This is a genomic window from Streptomyces sp. AM8-1-1, from assembly GCF_032229325.1.
Lineage (GTDB): Bacteria > Actinomycetota > Actinomycetes > Streptomycetales > Streptomycetaceae > Streptomyces > Streptomyces achmelvichensis.
The window spans coordinates 1,816,314-1,834,022 of record NZ_CP135086.1; the positions used below are offsets into that span (position 1 = coordinate 1,816,314).

The following is a 17,709-nucleotide window of genomic DNA, read 5'->3' on the forward strand; positions in this document are numbered from 1 at the left end:
CCCACGGGAAGAACGCCCGGCGGACCCGTTCGTGGTCAGCGCACGGCGTACGCGTCGACCACGAGCTGGGTGACGGAGTTGCCGCGCGCGTCCGTCAGTTCGGTCCTGAGGGTCACGGGCCGGCCCGCCGCCCCCGCGTGGTCGACGGTCGCGGTCCAGGCTCCGTCCTTACGGGCGGTCGACACCTGGATCCACGTCTCGCCCCCGTCGTACGAGTACGACAGTTTGGCGGCGGTCAGGGCGCCGGGCGTGTAGCCCGCGTGCCCGGTGACGCTCAGGGCGATCTTCTGGCCGTCCTTCGCCGGCAGGGTCTTGAGCCCGTCCTCGGGCAGGCCGTAGTGCGGGAACAGGAGCCCGAGGCCCTGGGAGTAGACGTTCTCGTCCAGCCGGGAGCGGAACTTCCAGGTCGTCAGCACCTCGGTCGAGCGCTTCCAGACCGCGGCGGGCTGCCCGAACTTGGTGGTGGCGAGGGACAGTTCGTATGCGGCCTCGTCCGCCGGGACCTCGAAGACCCCGAACGGGTACGGACTCTCGCCGATCTGCTCGCCGTCACGGCTCAGCCGCATGCTGCCGATGTCACCGAACGAGCCCGCGACGCCGGCGTGTTCGGCGTCTCCCCAGAACGCGGGGGCCACGCCGAGGAGATTGCCCTGCCGTTCACCGGCCAGCGCCGGCCGGCCCGTGGTGTCGCGCGGGGCGGCCGGTGCGAGGACCCCGCCGTACCAGCTCTCCTTGCGCACCGAGCCGGCCCTGTAGGTGCGCGGCTCGTCGATCAGGAACTCGCCCCAGGGGAAGCTGGAGGAGACGTAGTGGTCCCAGGAGGTGTCACCGGCGGTGTAGTACTCGGTGCGGGTGCCGGGGACGGTGACCAGGTCGAATCCGGAGGCGGAGGCCGTCGCGCCGCTGGGGCGCTGGGCGAGGACGGAGTCGGAGTAGTCGGCCTTCAGACCCATGGCGTGGTACGTCGACTCGTTGCGGCCGAGCTTGCTGTCGCGCACCCGGTAGGCGCGGTCCGAGGTGACCGGGCCGGTCTCGGGGAAGGCCAGGTTGTAGACGTACGGGCTCGCGGCGGTGGCCTTCCAGCGGAGAGTGACCAGGCCGTCCGCGAGCCGCGTCAGCAGGTCCTTCGCCTCGGCGGCCTCCAGGCCGAGCACCGGGTGCGGCGCGGTCCCGAAGCCGGTCGACGGGAGCCAGCGCCCGGCGGACGGGCGGTGCACGATGACGGCCTTGGCGCCCGCGGCCTTCGCGTTGCGGGCGAGCGTGATGATGTCGGCGTCGGTGTCGGGGACCTCGACCAGGGCGAATGCGCCGTCGGCGCCCGCGGCCCGGAGCTCCTCGGGTGTGCCCGTGCCGGCGTCGACGACGGAGGCCTGTCCGGTGCCGTCGAGGTTGACGGAGCCGAGGCTCGCGACCACGGGGTGCAGTGCGGGTCCGCCGGCCACGGAGAGCTTCTCGATCTGCGGGGCGTAGGCGCGCCAGTAGCTGGCGAACTCGAATTCGCCGTCCTCGGCGCGGCCCTGGACGTCGGCGTAGTAGCCGGCGGCGAGCCGGTTGCCGGAGATGCTTCCGGAGTGCAGCCAGGTGTCGTCCCAGCTGCGGGCGAAGCCCAGGGTGACGGTGCGGCTCTCGCTGGTGCGGTCGGTCCGCACGCTCAGCCGGTGGGCCCTGCGGGCGTCGAGGACGACCGTGGTGTCCTTCGTCAGATCGAGCTGGGGACGGCCCAGGTAGCCGACCGTCAGGTCGGGCGAGTCGACGAACGAGGACAGAAAGTACGCGCCGGGCCGCAGCCGGTAGACCTGGTCGGCGGCGCCGTCGTTGAACCGCCGCTCGCCGCTCGCGTCGTCGGTGCCGATGACGTCCAGCGAGGACGCTCCCCCGGCGGGCCTGCCGGAGCGGTCGACGAGCTTGACGCGCAGGGTGACGGTCTCGGGCTGCACGTACAGCGCGAAGGGGGTGGAGACACCGACGCCGGACGCGGTGGCGACGACGCGGCCGGTGATGTCGCCGTACTGGGCGCGGTCGATACGGGCGGACGGGTCGAGGGTCAGTGGCACCTTCACCGTGGCGCCGGCCGGGACGGTGACGGACCGTGCGCCGAGGCGGGCGAGCGAGGAGCGGATGCGGGAGCCGTCGTTGCCGGTGACGGACCGGACGTCCAGGCTCAGCCGGACCGGCTTGTCGCCGGAGTTGGTGTAAGGGATCTGGACGGTGGTGCGGTCGCTGCTGTCCTGGGGCCAGTTGAAGGTGCCGCCCTGGACGGCCGGCGCACCGGTCACGGTCGTGGAGATCGCGGCCTTGGCGTCGAGCCGCCCGCCGCCGGTCTCACGCACGTCCCCGGGGACGGCGGTCGTGGCGGAGGAGACGAGCGCGGCCTTGATCTGCTGGGCCGTCCAGTTGGGTGGCGCTGCTTGACGAGGGCCGCGGCGCCCGCGACATGGGGCGTCGCCATCGACGTGCCGGACATCGCCTGGTAGGCGTACACCCCGCGGCCGCCCGCGGCGGCGGCGGAGATGGCGACGCCGGGCGCGGAGATCTCCGGTTTGAGGGTGTGGGTGACGGGCGCGGGGCCACGGCTGGAGAACGAAGCCGTGGAGTCGTCGCGGTCGACGGCGCCGACGGTGAGCACGCCAGGAGTGCAGCCCGGCGAGGAGACGGTGTTGAGGGCGGGACCGGCGTTGCCGGCGGCGACGACGAACAGCGTGTCCTCGCTGCGGGAGAGTTCTTCCGCGGCGACGCTCATCGGGTCGGTGCAGTCGGTCGGTTCGGGGCTGCCGAGGCTCATGGAGACGACGTCGGCCTTGTTGTCGACGGCCCATTGCATTCCGGCGATGATCCACGAAGTGGCGCCGGAGCCGCTGTCGTTGAGCACCTTGCCGTTCAGCAGTGCGGCGCCGGGCGCGACGCCCTTCTTCTTGCCGCCGCTCGCCGCACCCGAGCCGCCGGCCGTGGAGAGGGTGTGGGTGCCGTGCCCCTGGCGGTCGGTCTCGGAGTCGGAGTCGGTGAAGTTCTTCGCCTCGGCGATACGGCCCGCGAGATCGGGGTGTTCGGCGTCCGCGCCGGTGTCGAGCACGGCGATCCTGGTGCCCTTGCCGTCGTAGCCGGCGGCCCAGGCGAGGTCTGCGCCGATCTGACGCGTGGAGCGGTCGAGCGTGGCCTCGACCTTGCGGTCCAGCCAGAGCTTGCGGAGCCCCGCCGCGGCGCGCGAGCGGGTGGCGGTGACGTCGGACCAGAAGTGCGCGGCCTGCTTCTTGTCGGCCTGGAGGGCGACGCCGTCGACGGCGTTCAGGACGAGGCCGCGGCGCGCGCCCCGGGGGACGACGGGCACCGAGCGGGAGACGTCCGTGCCGTACACGGCGATCAGCGGCAGGGTGGCGGAGTGGGCGTCGTCGTAGCCCTGGCGGACCAGGCCGGTGACGTTGAAGAGTTCCTCGTCGACCGTGCCGGCCGCGAGGGCCGCGGCGGCGCCCTCGGGGTAGACGTAGAGGTCCTGGCCGGACCGGCGGGTCTGTACGAGCGGAGCCGTTCCGTCGCCGCCGGGCAGGACGGTGGCGGACGGTGCTCCGGAACGGTCACGGCTCACGGCCACCCGGTCGCCGGTCACGAGGGTCACGGTGACCGGCCGCTCCGCCTGCGCGGCGGCGGACCCGCTGCCGGTCAGCGGTCTCTTGCCTGTCGTACCGTCGTCGGGCCGCCCGGCGGCCGTCGACGGCGCGACCGCCGTGACGGCCAGAACGGCGGCGGTGGCCGCCCCCAGGGCCGTACGCGTCATCAGGCGCATCGCTCTCCCCATCTGAATTCGGCACAAGTGCACACCAAAGGCACTGATGCCGAAGGCTGTTGGTGCTGCGGTGGCGCCACATTGGCAGAGCGGCGGGTGGTGCAGGGATGATGGGCGCGGCGGGAACACGCCGTGGCCGGTTTCCGCCAACGCGGCGAGGAAGTGCACGTCCGGGGAGGGTTCTGGTGCTGGGAGCGATAGGTCTCGACGAGAAGCAGGAGTCCGCGTACCGCGCGTTGGTGGCGCTCGGGGCGGCGGAGGTCAGCGATCTCGCCCATCGGCTCGCGCTGCCCGAGACCGTGACGGAGCGGGCGCTGCGGCGGCTCGAACAGCACGGGCTGGCGGCCCAGTCGTCGGCGCGCACCGGCCGCTGGGTGGCGGCGCCTCCGGGGGTGGCCCTGGGCGCCCTGCTGACCCAGCAGCGGCACGAGCTGGAGCAGGCGGAACTGGCCGCCGCACTGCTGGCCGAGGAGTACCGCGCCGAGGCCGCCGAGCCGGCCGTGCACGACCTGGTGGAGGTGGTGACGGGCGCGAGTGCGGTCGCGCACCGTTTCGTCCAGCTCCAGCTCGGGGCGACGGAGGAGGTCTGTGCCCTGGTCACCGGAAATCCGGTCCTGATCACCGGAGCGGACAACGACGCCGAGGAGAAGGCGGCGCGGCGCGGGGTGACCTACCGCGCGGTGATCGAGCGCGAGGTGCTGTCCGCGCCGGGCGGGGTCACGGAGCTGACCGCCGCACTGGGCCGCGACGAGCAGGTACGGGTGGTGGACCGGGTGCCGACCAAGCTGGTCGTCGCGGACCGCACCCTGGCGATGGTTCCGCTGACGGGCCGCGGGGCCGACCCGGCCGCGCTGGTGGTCCACGGCAGCGGCCTGCTGGACTCGCTCATGGGCCTGTTCGAGGCCGTGTGGCGGGAGGCGCTGCCGCTGCGGCTCGGGTTGGGCGCGGTGGGCGGCTCCTTCGAGGAGGTGTCGTCGGGCCCCGACGCGACGGATCTGGAGATCCTGTCGCTGCTGCTCGCGGGAATGACGGACGCACGGGTGGCCAAGCAGCTGGACCTGGGACTGCGGACGGTCCAGCGGCGGGTGAAGGGGCTCATGGAGCTCACCGGGGTAACGACCCGTCTGCAGCTCGGCTGGCATGCGTACGCGAAGGGCTGGGTGGCTCGCGACCTGCGGGAATGATCCCGATCCTGCACGCTGGGCAAATGAGCGTGTGGCAGCTCCTGCTGGTCGGCCTGGTCATGGTGCTGGGTCTGGTCGGGGTGCTCGTCCCCGGTGTGCCGGGGCGCTGGCTGGTGTGGGCGGGGATGCTCTGGTGGTCCCTGCATGTGCAGACGGGCCTGGCCTGGACGCTTCTGGTGGCGTCGACGGTGGTGCTGATCGTCGACCAGGTCGTGGTGTGGCAGCTGCCACCACGCAGGATCCGCGAGGTGGGCGTGATGCCGAAGCTGGCCGTCTGGGCGGGCACGGGAGCGCTGCTGGGTTTCGTCGTACTGCCCGTGGTGGGCTCGATCCCGGGGTTCATCGGCGGGATCTATCTGAGTGAGCGTCGGCGACTCGGCGGGCACGGTCCCGCGGCCGCGTCCACCCGCGCGGTGATGCGGGCCGTGGGGACGAGTGTGCTGGTGGAGCTGTTCGCCTCGCTGCTCGTGGTGGGCGCCTGGCTCGGCGCGGTCGTCTGGGGCTGACCGCCCGGCATCGCCGGTCGTGAACAGGATGCAGATGGGCAGAGACACATCGGATCTCTCTCGGTCTATTGACGGCATCCCGCCACTTCCCTACGTTCCCTCCCTGGATAGCTCGGATGAATGGACGCGCCTGACAGACGAGCCGCCGGGAGGCGACATGGCAACCGCACCTGACTCATCTCCTGTCGGGGCCGCGCACGCGGCGGGAGGCGTCGAGCCACGGTCCAGACGGTCCGTGCTGGCCACCGGGGCCGCGGTCGGCGGTGCACTGACCGTAGGAGGTCCGGCCGCCCCTCCTGCCGCCGCGCTTCCCGCCCCGGCCCCGCCCGTGGACGCGGCGGCCACCGTCACCGCGCCCGAGGACAGCTGGCGCACCGTCCTGGACGACGCCGACCTCGTCTGGCAGAAGACGCCGAGGACCTGGTACGAGGGCCCTTACCTCGGCAACGGCCACCTCGGGTCCGGCATCTACGCCGAACCCGGCAGAAACGCCGTGCGCTTCAACGTCCAGCACTCCGAAGTACAGGACCACCGGCCGGAGTTCGGCTCCCTCTTCGGTCTCGCCCGGCTTCCCATCGGCCACTTCACGCTGGAGCCGGTCGGCACGATCACCGGCCTCGACTGGCGGCTGCGGCTGCGCGACGCGGAGCTCACCGGAACCCTCACCACCACCGCCGGCACCGTACGGTAGCGCGCTTTCATCCACACCACGGCCTCCGTCATGGCCGTCGAGATCACCCCGAGCGCGGGCGAGCAGGACATCCGCTGGGTCTTCCACCCGGCCGAGGCCATCAGCCCGCGGGCCGCTTTCAAGCCGCTGCCCGACGGATACCGCGGCAATCCGCCGGCCGTCGTGGAGGACCACGGTGAACTGACCGCGGCGGTCCAGCCGTTGCTGGCCGGGGGCCAGCATGTGACCGCCTGGCGCGAACGCGCCCACCGGCGGGGCGCCGGGCGCACCCTCTACGTCGGTGTGGAGCACTCCTTCCCGAAGGCGACCGCCCGCGACCGTGCGCTGCGCGCCGTCCGTACCGCCTCGGCCGTTCCGTACGACGTGCTCGCACTCCCCCACCGCGCCTGGTGGGACCGCTTCTACCGCAAGAGCTTCCTGTCCCTGCCCGATGCCCGGTTGCAGCGCTTCCACTGGATCCAGCTGTACAAGACGGCGTCCGCGGCCCGGCGCGACGCGCCCGTCATGGCGACCTGCGGACCCTGGCTCGAATCCACTCCCTGGCCCAACACCTGGTGGAACCTCAACGTCCAGCTGGAGTACTGGCTGATCCACGGCTCCAACCATCTCGAACTCGACGCCGTGACCCGGGCGCTGAGCGAGTTCAGGTCCCAGCTGACCGCCGAGGTCGCCGCCCCCTACCGCGCGGACTCGGCCGGCATCCCCCGCACCACCGACACCCGTCTCGTCAACGGTGGCGCGACACCGACCGGCAACGGGTACGGCGTCGGCATCCCCGGCGAGAACCCGCCGTCCCCCGAGGTCGGCAACCTCACCTGGGCCCTGCACAACGTCTGGCTCTCCTACCGCCACACCATGGACAGGTCGATCCTGCGCGACACCCTGTTCCCGCTGCTGCGCAAGGCGGTCAACTACTACCTGCACTTCCTCACCCCTGGCGCGGACGGCAAGCTGCATCTGCCCGCGACCTTCTCCCCCGAGTACGGCGTGGACGCCCCGGACTGCAACTACGACCTCATGCTGCTGCGCTGGGGCTGCCGCACCCTGCTGGACTCGGCCGCGGAACTGGGCGTCGTCGACCCCCTGGCCCCCCGCTGGCAGGAGGTGCTCGCGCGGCTGGTGCCGTATCCGGCGGACGCGAACGGCTACATGATCGGCGCGGGCGTCCCCTTCGCGACGTCGCACCGGCACTACTCGCATCTGCTGGCCGTCTATCCGCTGTACGAGGTCACCGGCCGCACACCCGAAGAGCGCGCCCTGATCGAGAAGTCCCTCGACCACTGGGTGAGCTTCGAAGGCGCCCTCCAGGGCTACACCTTCACCGGGGCCGCCTCGATGTCCGCACTGCTGGGCAAGGGCGAGGACGCGCTCAGGTACCTCGGCGAGCTGATGAGCCGTTTCATCCAGGCCAACACGATGTACAAGGAGTCCGGCCCGGTCATCGAGACGCCGCTGTCGGCGTCCCAGTCGGTGCACGACATGGTCTGCCAGTCGTGGGGCGGGGTGATCCGGGTCTTCCCCGCGCTGCCGGCCGCCTGGCGGGAGCTGGTCGTGCACGACTTCCGTACGCAGGGGGCGTTCCTGCTCAGCGCGGTCCGCGAGAACGGCAGGACGCGCTGGGTCCGGCTGCGGAGCGAGGCGGGCGCGCCCTGCGTCGTACGCCACGGCATCGAGGGACCCGTCGAGGTGCGCGACGGGCACGGGCGGCGGCTGCACTGGGAGCCGGAGGGCGACGGGGCGATCCGCATCCGTCTGCCCAAGGGCGAGTCGGCCCTGATCACGGCCCATGGCGACCGCCCCGACCTGCGGATCGTGCCGGTACGGCCGAACGCGCCGGCGCCGCGGTGGGGGTTGCCGGCTTGAGGTGGGGGCCGGGAGCCGTGGACCGTTGATCCGATGCGGTGGGCCCGCCCGGCGTGTGAGGCTGGGCGGCATGACCGAATTCAGTGATGCCGAGCGTGCCTACCTGGCGTCCCAGCGGCTGGGGCGGCTCGCGACCGTCGATCCGAAGGGCCAGCCGCAGGCCAACCCGGTCGGCTTCTACCCGCAGGAGGACGGCACGATCCTGGTCGGCGGATACGCCCTGGCGACCACCAAGAAATGGCGCAACCTTCAGGCGAACCCGAAGGTCGCGCTCGTCGTCGACGACATCGTGAGCCTGAGGCCGTGGAAGGTGCGCGGTGTGGACATCAGGGGCGAGGCCGAACTGCTCACCGGACCGCACGAGCTGGGCCCGCACTTCAGTGAGGAGCTGATCCGGATCCACCCCAGGAAGATCCACAGCTGGGGCCTGGACTGACCGGGTGCGGCGCGCGGAGACCGCGCGCCGCACCCTGCCCGTCGGGACCCTTCGAGACCCGTCGGGACCCGCCGGGACCCGCCGAGCCGACGTCAGCGCAGACGCCCGCGCTTCGCCTGCATCGCCGCGCGCCCTTCCGCGCCCTTGCGCTTCCAGTCCTTCAGGATCTCCGAGCGGAGCCGGGCATCGGTCTTGGCGACGATGCGGCGGTTCTCCCGGAGCAGCTTGCGGTAGCTGTCGAGACGGCGTTCGGGCAGTGAGCCGTCCTCGACGGCGGCGAGCACCGCGCAGCCCGGCTCCGCCTCATGGGCGCAGTCGTGGAAGCGGCACTGCTGCGCGAATTCCTCGATCTCCGCGAAGACCTGGCCGACGCCGGCCTCCGCGTCCCAGAGCCCGACACCGCGCAGCCCCGGCGTGTCGATGAGGACACCGCCACCGGGCAGGACGAGCAGGTTGCGGGTCGTGGTGGTGTGCCGGCCCTTGCCGTCGATGTCACGGGTGGCCTGCACGTCCATCACGTCCTCGCCGAGGAGCGCGTTGGCGAGGGTGGACTTGCCCGCGCCGGAGACCCCGAGCAGCACGCTCGTACCACCGGAGACGACGGCACCGAACACGTCCATGCCGTCGCCGGTCAGCGAACTGACGGTCAGTACCTGCACGCCGGGCGCGGTCGTCTCGACGTCCTGGACGAGATACGACAGCCCGGTCGCGTCCGGCACCAGGTCCGCCTTGGTGAGCACCACGATCGGCTGGGCCCCGCTCTCCCACGCGAGCGCCAGGAAGCGCTCGATCCGGCCGAGGTCCAGCTCAACCGCGAGCGAGACCGCGATGACGGCGTGGTCGACGTTGGCGGCGAGGATCTGCCCCTCGGAGCGGTTGGACGAGGTGGAGCGTACGAAGGCGGTCCGGCGCGGCAGATACGTCCGGACGAACCGGGGATCGCCGTCCGGGTCGACGGCCGCCCAGTCACCGGTGCAGACGACCCGCAGCGGATCGTGCGGGGTGACGAACGCCGTGTCGGCCCGGACCGGGCCGTCGGCCGTGACGACGTCGCACTGGCCACGGTCGACCCGTACGACACGGCCGGCCAGCAGACCCTGCTCGGCGTAGGGAGCGAACTCGGCCTCCCAGCCCTCGTCCCAGCCGTAGGCCGACAGTGAATGCGAGGACGACGCGACCGGCGAAGAAGACGACGAAGACGACGAAGACGACGGAAGAGAAGAGTGGGACGGAGAGAAAGACAAGGGGTGACCCTTCACAGGGGTGGCCCCGGCACGCGCGCACTGGCGCGGAGAAGTGAGGTGAGGTCAGCCGGAGACCACGGGGGTGGAGTGGATGAACATCTGAGTGAGGGCAGCGCCCAGCGCGATGACAGCCATCGTTCACACCTCCCGGATCATGCTCGGCCTGACGCGGCGACAGCGGGCCACCGCGGGAACGCCGTCACGTTAGCCCGGACCGCCGTTCCGCCGCCACGGGTTTTTCTCAGCCGTACCGGCGCGGGGCGGAAAACACCCGGTCGCCGCACGCGGTGTATCCATCCGCTCACTCCGTGTGGCGGCCCCGAATGATCACCCATAGCTTCGGCTCATGACGAAACGACAGATCAGGTGCCTCGCATGCACCGCAGTCGTCATGGTCTCGGGACTGGGCGCCGCCGCCCCCTCGTCCGGAGCGACCATGCGCGCGGTCCATCCGGGCGAATCCATCCAGGCAGCAGTGGACGCGGCGAAGCCGGGCGACACGATTTTCGTCGCACCCGGCACCTACCGCGAGAGCGTCCTTGTCACCACGTCCGGTCTGACCCTGCGGGGCGCCGGCCCGGCCACCGTCATCCGTCCCGCCGCGGCCGGTACGCGGGCCGCCAACGCCTGCGCGCAGATCGGCAGCGGCATCTGCGTACGGGGCACGGACAGCAAGCCCGTCAAGGATGTCACCGTCCGCTCTCTGACGCTGAGCGGCTTCGCGAAGAACGGTCTGTGGGCCACCCGTACCGACAGGCTCTCGGTCCGGAAGGTGACCGCGGAGAAGAACGGCACCTGGGGTCTCGCCCAGGAGCGCTCCACCCGGGGCGTGTTCCGCGAGAACACCGCCCGCTCCAACGGTGACGCCGGGATCTTCCTGGCGAACACCATCGACAGCGAGGGCGGCGCCACCGACATCGGCGGTGCGGTGGTCGCCGGCAACCGGCTGTCGGACAACCGCATCGGCATCACCGTGCGGCGGGTCCGGAACCTCTCCGTGCTCCGCAACGAGATCACCGCCAACTGCGCCGGCATCTTCGTCGTGGGTGACGAGTCGAAGCCGGCGGCCGGCGCCATGACGATCGCACGCAACGACGTCAGCAAGAACAACAAGCACTGCCCGGCCACGGCCCGGCTGCCCTTCCTCCAGGGCTCCGGCATCGTGCTCACCGGCTCCGAGGCCACCGTCGTGCGCCACAACAAGGTGACCGACAACGTGGGCACGTCGCCCCTGTCCGGCGGCATCGTCCTGTTCCAGAGCTTCGTGGGAGCGGCCAACACCGACAACGTCATCGAGAACAACCGGGTGACGGGCAACGGCAAGGCCGACCTCGCCAATGCCGCCGGCGGCGCGACCAACAAGTTCAGCGGCAACCGCTGCAACACGTCCGTACCCGCGGGGATGTGCTGAGCCCGTGACCGCGATCAGCCCCAACCCCCGTTTCACCGGGTCCGCCGGAGCGCGGCCCCTCAGACGATTCGAGGCCGCATGACCACCGTAAGCCCCAGACCTGTCCAGCCCGTCGTGGACGACGTCGCCGCCCCTCCCCCGGCCATGCGCCTGCGCGAGCTGGTCTTCGGCGCGGCGGTGTCCGCGGCCGTCCGCGCGGCGGCCCGGCTCGGCGTGGCGGACGCTCTCGACGAGACGCCCACCACCGCCGAGGCGCTCGCCGTCAAGGTGACCACCGAGCCGCAGCCCCTGCGCCGGCTGCTGCATGCGCTGTCCTGCTACGGCATCTTCGTGGAGACCGAGGACGGCACGTTCGCCCACACCCCCATGTCCCGCATGCTGCGCGAGGACGACCCGAACAGCCTGCGCTACATCTCCCTGTGGTGCACCGAGCCGTGGACCTGGGACGCCTGGCCGCGGCTGGACCAGGCCGTGCGCTCCGGCGAGAGCGTGTTCCAGGACCTGTACGGCAAGGGGTTCTTCGAGTACCTCCACGACGACGCCCGTGAGTCGGCGCACGTGTTCAACCGCGCGATGACCACCTCCAGCGTGCAGTCGGCGCAGGACGTCGCCGACCTGCTCGACCTCAAGGGCGTCAGGACGGTCGCCGACATCGGCGGCGGTCAGGGCCATGTGCTGGCCAGCCTGCTGGAGAAGCACCCGACGGTGAAGGGCACCCTGCTCGACCTGCCGGGCGTCGTGGCGAAGGCGGACCCGCGGCTGCGGGACGGCGGTCACCTCGCGGGCCGGGTCACCATCGTGGCCGGCGACTGCCGCCGCGAGATGCCGGTCGACGTCGACCTGTACGTCATCAAGAACATCCTGGAGTGGGACGACGAGAGCACCCGCAGCACCCTGCGGAACGTCGTCGAGGCGGCCCGGCCCGGCGCGCGGGTCGTCGTGATCGAGAACCTGGTCGACGACACCCCGTCGATGAAGTTCACGACCGCCATGGATCTGCTTCTGCTGCTGAACGTCGGCGGCGCGAAGCACACCCAGAAGTCGATGACGGACCGGATGACGCAAGCGGGCCTGGTGGTCGGTGAGGTCCGTCCGGTCAACGCCTACCTCCACGCGTTCGAGTCCGTCGTGCCGGGGTGAGTCGGTCCCACCACCCCCGCTACACACGCCGACGCCCCGGGTCCTCCGATCAGGAGGAGCCGGGGCGTCGTCGCGGTCTCACGCGGTGCTGTCGCGTTCCCACCGGTAGAACTGACGGGCCATCGCGTCCTTGGGACTCCGCCAGGTCTGCGGGTCGTAGGGGCTGACGAAGGCCGTCAGCCGGTCGCTGATGTCCTTGAACGCCGGGTGCTCGGTCACCTGGGCGATCGCCGGTCCCGGGGGACGGTCCGATTCGATCAGATGCATGTACACATCGCCGAACTGGAACAGACTGCGCCGGGTGACTCCGACGAGGTGCGGCAGTTCGCCGCCGTCGGAAGCCGCGAACAGCTCGGCGATGTCGGGTGCCGACTCGGGCGCCATGCGGGCCACGATCAGCGCCTGGTGCGGGGAGTTCATCCGCTGTGCCCTTCCTTCCGGGTCAGTTGGAGGGAACCGCGGCGCCGCGGCTCTCCCGGTCGCGCTGCTCGATCTTGTCCTTGATGAGCGCCATCTGGACCTTCGAGTTGCGGTTGATGTTGTCGGTCATCCACTCGTCGTCGACGGGCGCGTCGGGCTTCATCGCGAAGTCCTGGCGCCAGAGCATCCGGGTGCCGCCGGCGACCTCGGAGTACTCCCAGTGGATGTTCATGTGCTCGAAGGGGCCGGTCTCGACGCGACGGGCCTTCACCGTGCGCGCCGCGCGGTTCGGGGTGCGCTCGGAGACCCAGCTCCAGACCGTCCCGTTCTCGTCCGGGTGCATGGTCAGCCGGAACGTCGTGGTGTCGCCCTGGCGCTCGATGACGTCGACGGAGGCGTACTCGCTGAACAGCTGCGGCCAGTTCTCCAGGTCGTTGGTCATGTCCCAGACGAGATCCAGCGGCGCTGCGACGACGATCTCGTTCTCGGTGTGTCCGGACACTTCAGGCTCCGCTCATGAGGGTGGTGTTGACGAGGTCGAGGAACTCCCGCGGGGTCTTGCACCGGTCGGCGTCGGGCGGGAGAGGTCGGCCGTGCCGGTTCTCCAGCTCGCCGACGATGCCGAGCAGGCCGAGCGAGTCGAGGCCGAACTCGTCGAAGCGGGTTTCGCTCCGGCCGGCGAGGTCGGCGGGATCCACGGTGAGTCCGGCGCCCTTCTTCATCAGGGCGGCGAGCTCTTCGATGGTCAGTACGTCTGACATGGCAGTTCTCCTTGTCACGAGTTGTCACGAGGGCGATCGGCCGCGCCGCGCACCACCAGGGCCGCGTTCGAGCCCATCAGCCCGCGGCTCAGGACGAGGGCTGTACGCAGCGGTGCCTTGCGGGCCTTGCCCGTCACGACGTCGATGTCGTGGCACACGTCGAAGACACCCGGGGTGGGCGGCACGACGCCGTGCTCCATCGCGAGGACCGCCGTGGCCACGTCGAGCACGGGCCCGCCGCAGTACGCCCGGCCGATCCCGGTCTTGGGCGCGGTCACCGGGACCCGGCGGCCGTGAGCGCCCAGGGCGTCGGAGATCGCCAGCGCCTCGGCACGGTCGGCCTCGGGCACGCCGAGCGCGTCGGCGAAGACCACATCGATCTCCTCCGGGGCGCAGCCGGCCTGCTCGAGTGCGCCACGAATCGACATGGCCAGTCCTTCCCGGGACTCCTTCCACCGGGAAGGACCGGTGAAGGTGGCCCCGTGCCCGGCCACGTATGCCCGCGGCTGCACACCGCGGCGCAGGGCCGCCGACTCCTCCTCGACGACGAGCATCGCCCCGCCCTCGGCGGGGACGAAGCCGCAGGCCTCCGAGGTGAAGGGCCGGTAGGCCCGGGCCGGGTCGTCGCTGGTGCTCAGGTCCTGGTAGCCGAGCTGGCAGACGACCGAGTAGGGCGCGAGCGGGGCCTCGGCGGAGCCGACGACCACCGCGTTCGTGCCGCGGGCGACAGCGCCCGCGGCATGGGCGAAGGCGTCGAGTCCGCCCGCCTCGTCACTGGCCACCACACCGCAGGGGCCCTTGAAGCCCCCGCGGATGGAGATCTGGCCGGTGCTGGCCGCGTAGAACCAGGCGATGGACTGGTACGGCCCGACATAGCGGGAGCCCTGGCCCCACAGCCGCTGGAGCTCACGCTGGCCGAACTCACCGCCGCCCGACCCGGCGGCGGTGACGACACCGACGTCGTAGGGCTCGTCCTCGTAGTCGGCGCGGCCGAGCCGCGCGTCCTCGAGGGCGAGATCGGCGGCCGCCATCGCGAAGTGCGTGAACCGGTCGGTCTGGACGAGGTAACGCCCCTCGACCATGGTGGCCGGATCCAGTCCGCGCACTTCGCCGGCGACGCGCAGCGGCAGATCGCCGCACCCCTCCCGGGTGACCCGGTCGAGGACGCTGATGCCCTCCTGCGTCGCCTTCCAGAAGACATCGGTACCGACCCCGTTGGGGGCAATGACACCGATCCCGGTGACAACCGTGCGCCGGTCGCTGCGGGTGCTCATCCTGACCTCCCACTGGGTCGGGTCATGACGACCGCCGACTGGAACCCGCCGAACCCACTGCCGACGGAGAGCACGCTGCGCAGCTTCCGGGAGCGGGCGGTGCGCGGCACGTAGTCCAGATCGCACTCGGGGTCGGGGGTCTGGTAGTTGGCCGTCGGCGGGACCACCTGCCGGTCCATCGCCAGGACGCACGCGACGAGTTCGATGGCGCCGATGGCACCCAGCGAGTGACCCACCATGGATTTGATGGAGCTCATGGGCGTCTTGTAGGCGTGGTCGCCGAGGGAACGTTTCACCGCCGCGGTCTCGTGGCGGTCGTTCTGCTTGGTTCCCGACCCGTGCGCGTTGACGTAGTCGATGGCGGAGCTGTTGATCCGGGCGTGGCCGAGGGCGGTGTCGATGGCGCGGGCCATCTCCAGGCCCTCGGGCGTCAGTCCGGTCATGTGGTACGCGTTGCCGAAGGTCGCGTAGCCACCGATCTCGCAGTACACGGTCGCGCCACGGGCACGGGCGTGCTCCAGCTCCTCGAGGACGAGTACCGCTCCGCCCTCGCCCATGACGAACCCGTCACGGTCGGCGTCGAACGGCCGGGAGGCGTGCTCCGGGTCGTCGTTGTTCGCCGATGTCGCCTTGATCGCGTCGAAGCACGCCACGGTGATCGGGGATATGGGCGAGTCCGACGCGCCGGCTATGCACACGTCCATCCGCCCGTCCTCGATCGCGTGGAACGCGTAGCCGATCGCGTCGAGTCCGGAGGTGCAGCCCGTCGAGACGGTCTGCACCGGACCGTGGGCACCGATCTGTTCGGCGACCGCCGAGGCGAGGGTGCTCGGCGAGAACGCGCGCTCGAGGTGCGGTCCCGCCGGGCGGTGGTCCACGTCCCAGCGCGCGCCCGAACCGCTGACGGCGACGTAGTCGTGCTCGAGGCGCGTGGTGCCGCCGACCGCGGTGCCGAGCGACACCCCGATCCGCCAGGGGTCCTCGTTCTCGGGGTCGAGACCGGAGTCCTGTACGGCTTCCCGGGCGGCCACCAGCGCGAACTGGATGTACCGGTCCGAGCGCGCCACCAGCTCGGCTTCGAGACCGTGCCGCGCGGGGTCGAAGTCGACCTCGGCGGCGATACGCGAGCGGAAGCCCTCGGGGTTGAAGAGGGTGATGCCCCGCGTGGCCGTACGTCCGCTCGCGAGCAGGTCCCAGAACGCCGGGGCGCCGACACCGCCGGGGGCGACGATGCCGACCCCGGTGACCGCCACCCGCCGGTTCACGAAACGGCCCCAGTCCGTTCCGGCGGCCTGCCCTGCTCGGCAGCCTCCTCGACATGCTCGGTGTCGACGTGCCCGAGTTCGGGGCGCGGCGCGAGCGGGCCGAGGTGGAAGACCATGCGGGCTTCCTCGTTGCCGACATTGCGGAACCGGTGCCGCACGTTCAGCGGGATCATGAGGCCCTGGTCGGGACTCATGGAGTGCGTCTCGCCGTCCAGGTCCACCTCCAGGAGCCCCTTCACCACGTACACGAACTCCTCCGAGTACGGGTGGTAGTGCTCGGCGATGGACTCACCGGGCGGCACGATCGCCAGGCCCATGAACCCGCTGGTCGCGCCCACGGCCGTCGGCGTGAGCACGGCGCGCAGGTCACCGCCTCGCCGGGTGTTGGGCTGGGTCTCGCTGAGGTCCACGATGCGTGGGCTGTGCGTGGTCATGCTGCTTCCTCCAGATGCAGGGTCCCGGTGGTTCGGCCCTCTGGCCGCTTCGCCGGGCGCGGGGTCAGGACGCCGTCAGGACTCGGGCGGCGCGCTCCGGTCGGTGATGAGCTGCATGTCGGAGCGCGCGAGGAAGCGCGAAATCTCCGCGTCGGTGGTCGGCACGCCCTCGTCGCCGTCGGCGAGGAGCTTGGCGAGGCAGGCGGCCTTGCGGTCACCTGCGACGCCGAGTGCCAGCGCGGGGTGCCCGTCCAGCGGCCCGACGACGTCCACCAGGCGGACGACGATGTCGTCGCGCTGGAAGACCGTGCTGCCGGCGATAGGGTTCCCGGGGCTGTCGGCCGCCGCCTCGTCCTGCTTGGCGAGCATCCGGGCCAGGGCCATCCCGCAGCCCTCCTTGGCCTGGTAGAACAGCGCGTGCCGGTTGACCTCGTCGGTGTCCACTCCGTCGCCCGACACATGGTGCACGGCGGGCAGTGCGGCACGGGTGAAGAAGAGCCGCGCGGAGTTGGGGTCGTCGAGATCCCGGTCCTGCTCCAGGTACGGGTTGATGGCGTCCTCGACGGCCCGCACCTCGGGCTGCCGTGCCACGTGCCGCAGCGCGGCCATCAGGTCGCCCTGCACCTCGATCGCCCTGACGACGCGGTTGCCGTGCATGAAGAGCGAGGTGCGGCGCAGCCGGGTGTCGTCGTCGACGCGAGACGACGGCGAGGTGTAGCCGGCAAGGATCTTGGCGACCTTCTCCTCGGAGCCCGGCTTGACCGTGAACGTCAGCGCGTGGCGAACCACTCCGTCGCCGACGCGAGGAGCCGCCTGGAGGCCGCCCTTGCTGGGCGCGAAGGACTCGGTGAACGGCGCTCCGGTCTCCCGCAGCACACTGAAGCGCAGTGAACGCGTGTCCCGTACGCAGCTGTGCAGCGGCTGGACCGTCTCCACGTGCTCCTCGCTGTTGACCCACGCGAGGAAGGGCGGTGCACTCTCCCACTCGCTCGTGATGAGCCACTGCGACGGGTTCTCGATCGACTGGCAGAGCTGGTCGTTGATGTGCCCCGGTACGGAGGCGACCTGGTTCCGCATGTGCTCGTACGCCTCGAGGAACTGCTTCTGCGCCCCGTCGTGGAGGTCCAGCAGCAAAATCACCCGAAGCCTGGAGCCGTCGAAGGCGGACTGCGATATCCGTTCCGACAAGGTTGTCATCCTTGTTCACACTCCTTCGCGACCGTGCCAGACATGGCCCGTCGTCAGTTGTCGGTGGAATCCGCACGGTCGAGCCCTGCGGATCCGCAACGATCGCCCCACATG

General features: G+C 71.2%; 13 protein-coding genes and 2 pseudogenes. 6 read left to right on the top strand and 9 right to left on the bottom strand.

Features of this window, described 5'->3' with window-relative positions:
- Nucleotides 1-35 precede the first annotated feature (35 nt).
- Nucleotides 36-3,778 (bottom strand): annotated as a pseudogene (locus RPQ07_RS08275) (S8 family peptidase).
- Between the two features lie 185 nt (nt 3,779-3,963).
- Here RPQ07_RS08275 and RPQ07_RS08280 point away from each other — a divergent pair.
- The 4 genes and pseudogenes from RPQ07_RS08280 (at nt 3,964) to RPQ07_RS08295 (ending at nt 8,458) form a co-directional block, all read left to right on the top strand.
- Entirely contained in the window at nt 3,964-4,962 is a 999-nt protein-coding gene (locus tag RPQ07_RS08280; RefSeq protein ID WP_313943420.1) for a helix-turn-helix domain-containing protein, read from the top strand.
- 23 nt (nt 4,963-4,985) lie between these two features.
- Nucleotides 4,986-5,468, top strand: coding sequence for a DUF456 domain-containing protein (locus tag RPQ07_RS08285; protein WP_313943421.1), 483 nt, complete (start codon nt 4,986-4,988; stop codon nt 5,466-5,468).
- Between the two features lie 157 nt (nt 5,469-5,625).
- Nucleotides 5,626-8,022 (top strand): annotated as a pseudogene (locus tag RPQ07_RS08290) (glycosyl hydrolase family 95 catalytic domain-containing protein).
- Nucleotides 8,023-8,092: 70 nt separating this feature from the next.
- Nucleotides 8,093-8,458: a PPOX class F420-dependent oxidoreductase gene (locus tag RPQ07_RS08295; protein WP_313943422.1), complete on the top strand. Its 366-nt coding sequence runs from the start codon at nt 8,093-8,095 to the stop codon at nt 8,456-8,458.
- A gap of 92 nt (nt 8,459-8,550) precedes the next feature.
- Here the strand turns inward: RPQ07_RS08295 and rsgA are convergent, their stop codons facing one another.
- Nucleotides 8,551-9,702, bottom strand: a complete 1,152-nt coding sequence (gene rsgA, locus RPQ07_RS08300; RefSeq protein ID WP_313943423.1) for a ribosome small subunit-dependent GTPase A — start codon at nt 9,700-9,702, stop codon at nt 8,551-8,553.
- Between the two features lie 346 nt (nt 9,703-10,048).
- Here rsgA and RPQ07_RS08305 point away from each other — a divergent pair, with 346 nt between their 5' ends.
- Together RPQ07_RS08305 and RPQ07_RS08310 are read left to right on the top strand one after the other, a co-directional pair.
- On the top strand, nt 10,049-11,113 hold the full coding sequence (locus tag RPQ07_RS08305) for a nitrous oxide reductase family maturation protein NosD (protein WP_313943424.1): 1,065 nt from the start codon (nt 10,049-10,051) through the stop codon (nt 11,111-11,113).
- Between the two features lie 78 nt (nt 11,114-11,191).
- Nucleotides 11,192-12,253 carry a methyltransferase gene (locus RPQ07_RS08310; RefSeq protein WP_313943425.1) on the top strand — a complete coding sequence of 354 codons (1,062 nt, stop codon included), beginning with the start codon at nt 11,192-11,194 and terminating at the stop codon, nt 12,251-12,253.
- 78 nt (nt 12,254-12,331) lie between these two features.
- Here RPQ07_RS08310 and RPQ07_RS08315 read toward each other — a convergent pair whose 3' ends face one another.
- The 7 genes from RPQ07_RS08315 to RPQ07_RS08345 all read right to left on the bottom strand — a co-directional run bounded on the left by RPQ07_RS08315 (nt 12,332) and on the right by RPQ07_RS08345 (nt 17,604).
- A complete protein-coding gene (locus RPQ07_RS08315; RefSeq protein ID WP_313943426.1) occupies nt 12,332-12,673 on the bottom strand; it encodes a TcmI family type II polyketide cyclase in 342 nt (113 codons plus the stop codon).
- 22 nt (nt 12,674-12,695) lie between these two features.
- Nucleotides 12,696-13,175, bottom strand: a complete 480-nt coding sequence (locus tag RPQ07_RS08320; RefSeq protein WP_313943427.1) for an SRPBCC family protein — start codon at nt 13,173-13,175, stop codon at nt 12,696-12,698.
- A 1-nt stretch (nt 13,176) separates the two neighbouring features.
- The gene (locus RPQ07_RS08325) at nt 13,177-13,434 is read right to left on the bottom strand and encodes an acyl carrier protein (protein WP_313943428.1); all 258 of its coding nucleotides are present in this window, start codon (nt 13,432-13,434) and stop codon (nt 13,177-13,179) included.
- Between the two features lie 14 nt (nt 13,435-13,448).
- The gene (locus RPQ07_RS08330; RefSeq protein WP_313943429.1) at nt 13,449-14,708 is read right to left on the bottom strand and encodes a ketosynthase chain-length factor; all 1,260 of its coding nucleotides are present in this window, start codon (nt 14,706-14,708) and stop codon (nt 13,449-13,451) included.
- Nucleotides 14,705-15,973 (bottom strand): beta-ketoacyl-[acyl-carrier-protein] synthase family protein, encoded by a 1,269-nt coding sequence (locus tag RPQ07_RS08335; protein ID WP_313943430.1) that lies wholly within the window; start codon nt 15,971-15,973, stop codon nt 14,705-14,707. Before RPQ07_RS08335 ends, RPQ07_RS08330 begins: the two co-directional genes overlap by 4 nt.
- Nucleotides 15,970-16,407: a cupin domain-containing protein gene (locus RPQ07_RS08340; protein ID WP_313943431.1), complete on the bottom strand. Its 438-nt coding sequence runs from the start codon at nt 16,405-16,407 to the stop codon at nt 15,970-15,972. The genes RPQ07_RS08335 and RPQ07_RS08340 overlap by 4 nt, the downstream gene beginning before the upstream one ends.
- A 75-nt stretch (nt 16,408-16,482) precedes the next feature.
- Nucleotides 16,483-17,604 carry a SchA/CurD-like domain-containing protein gene (locus RPQ07_RS08345; RefSeq protein WP_313943432.1) on the bottom strand — a complete coding sequence of 374 codons (1,122 nt, stop codon included), beginning with the start codon at nt 17,602-17,604 and terminating at the stop codon, nt 16,483-16,485.
- Nucleotides 17,605-17,709: the final 105 nt, after the last annotated feature.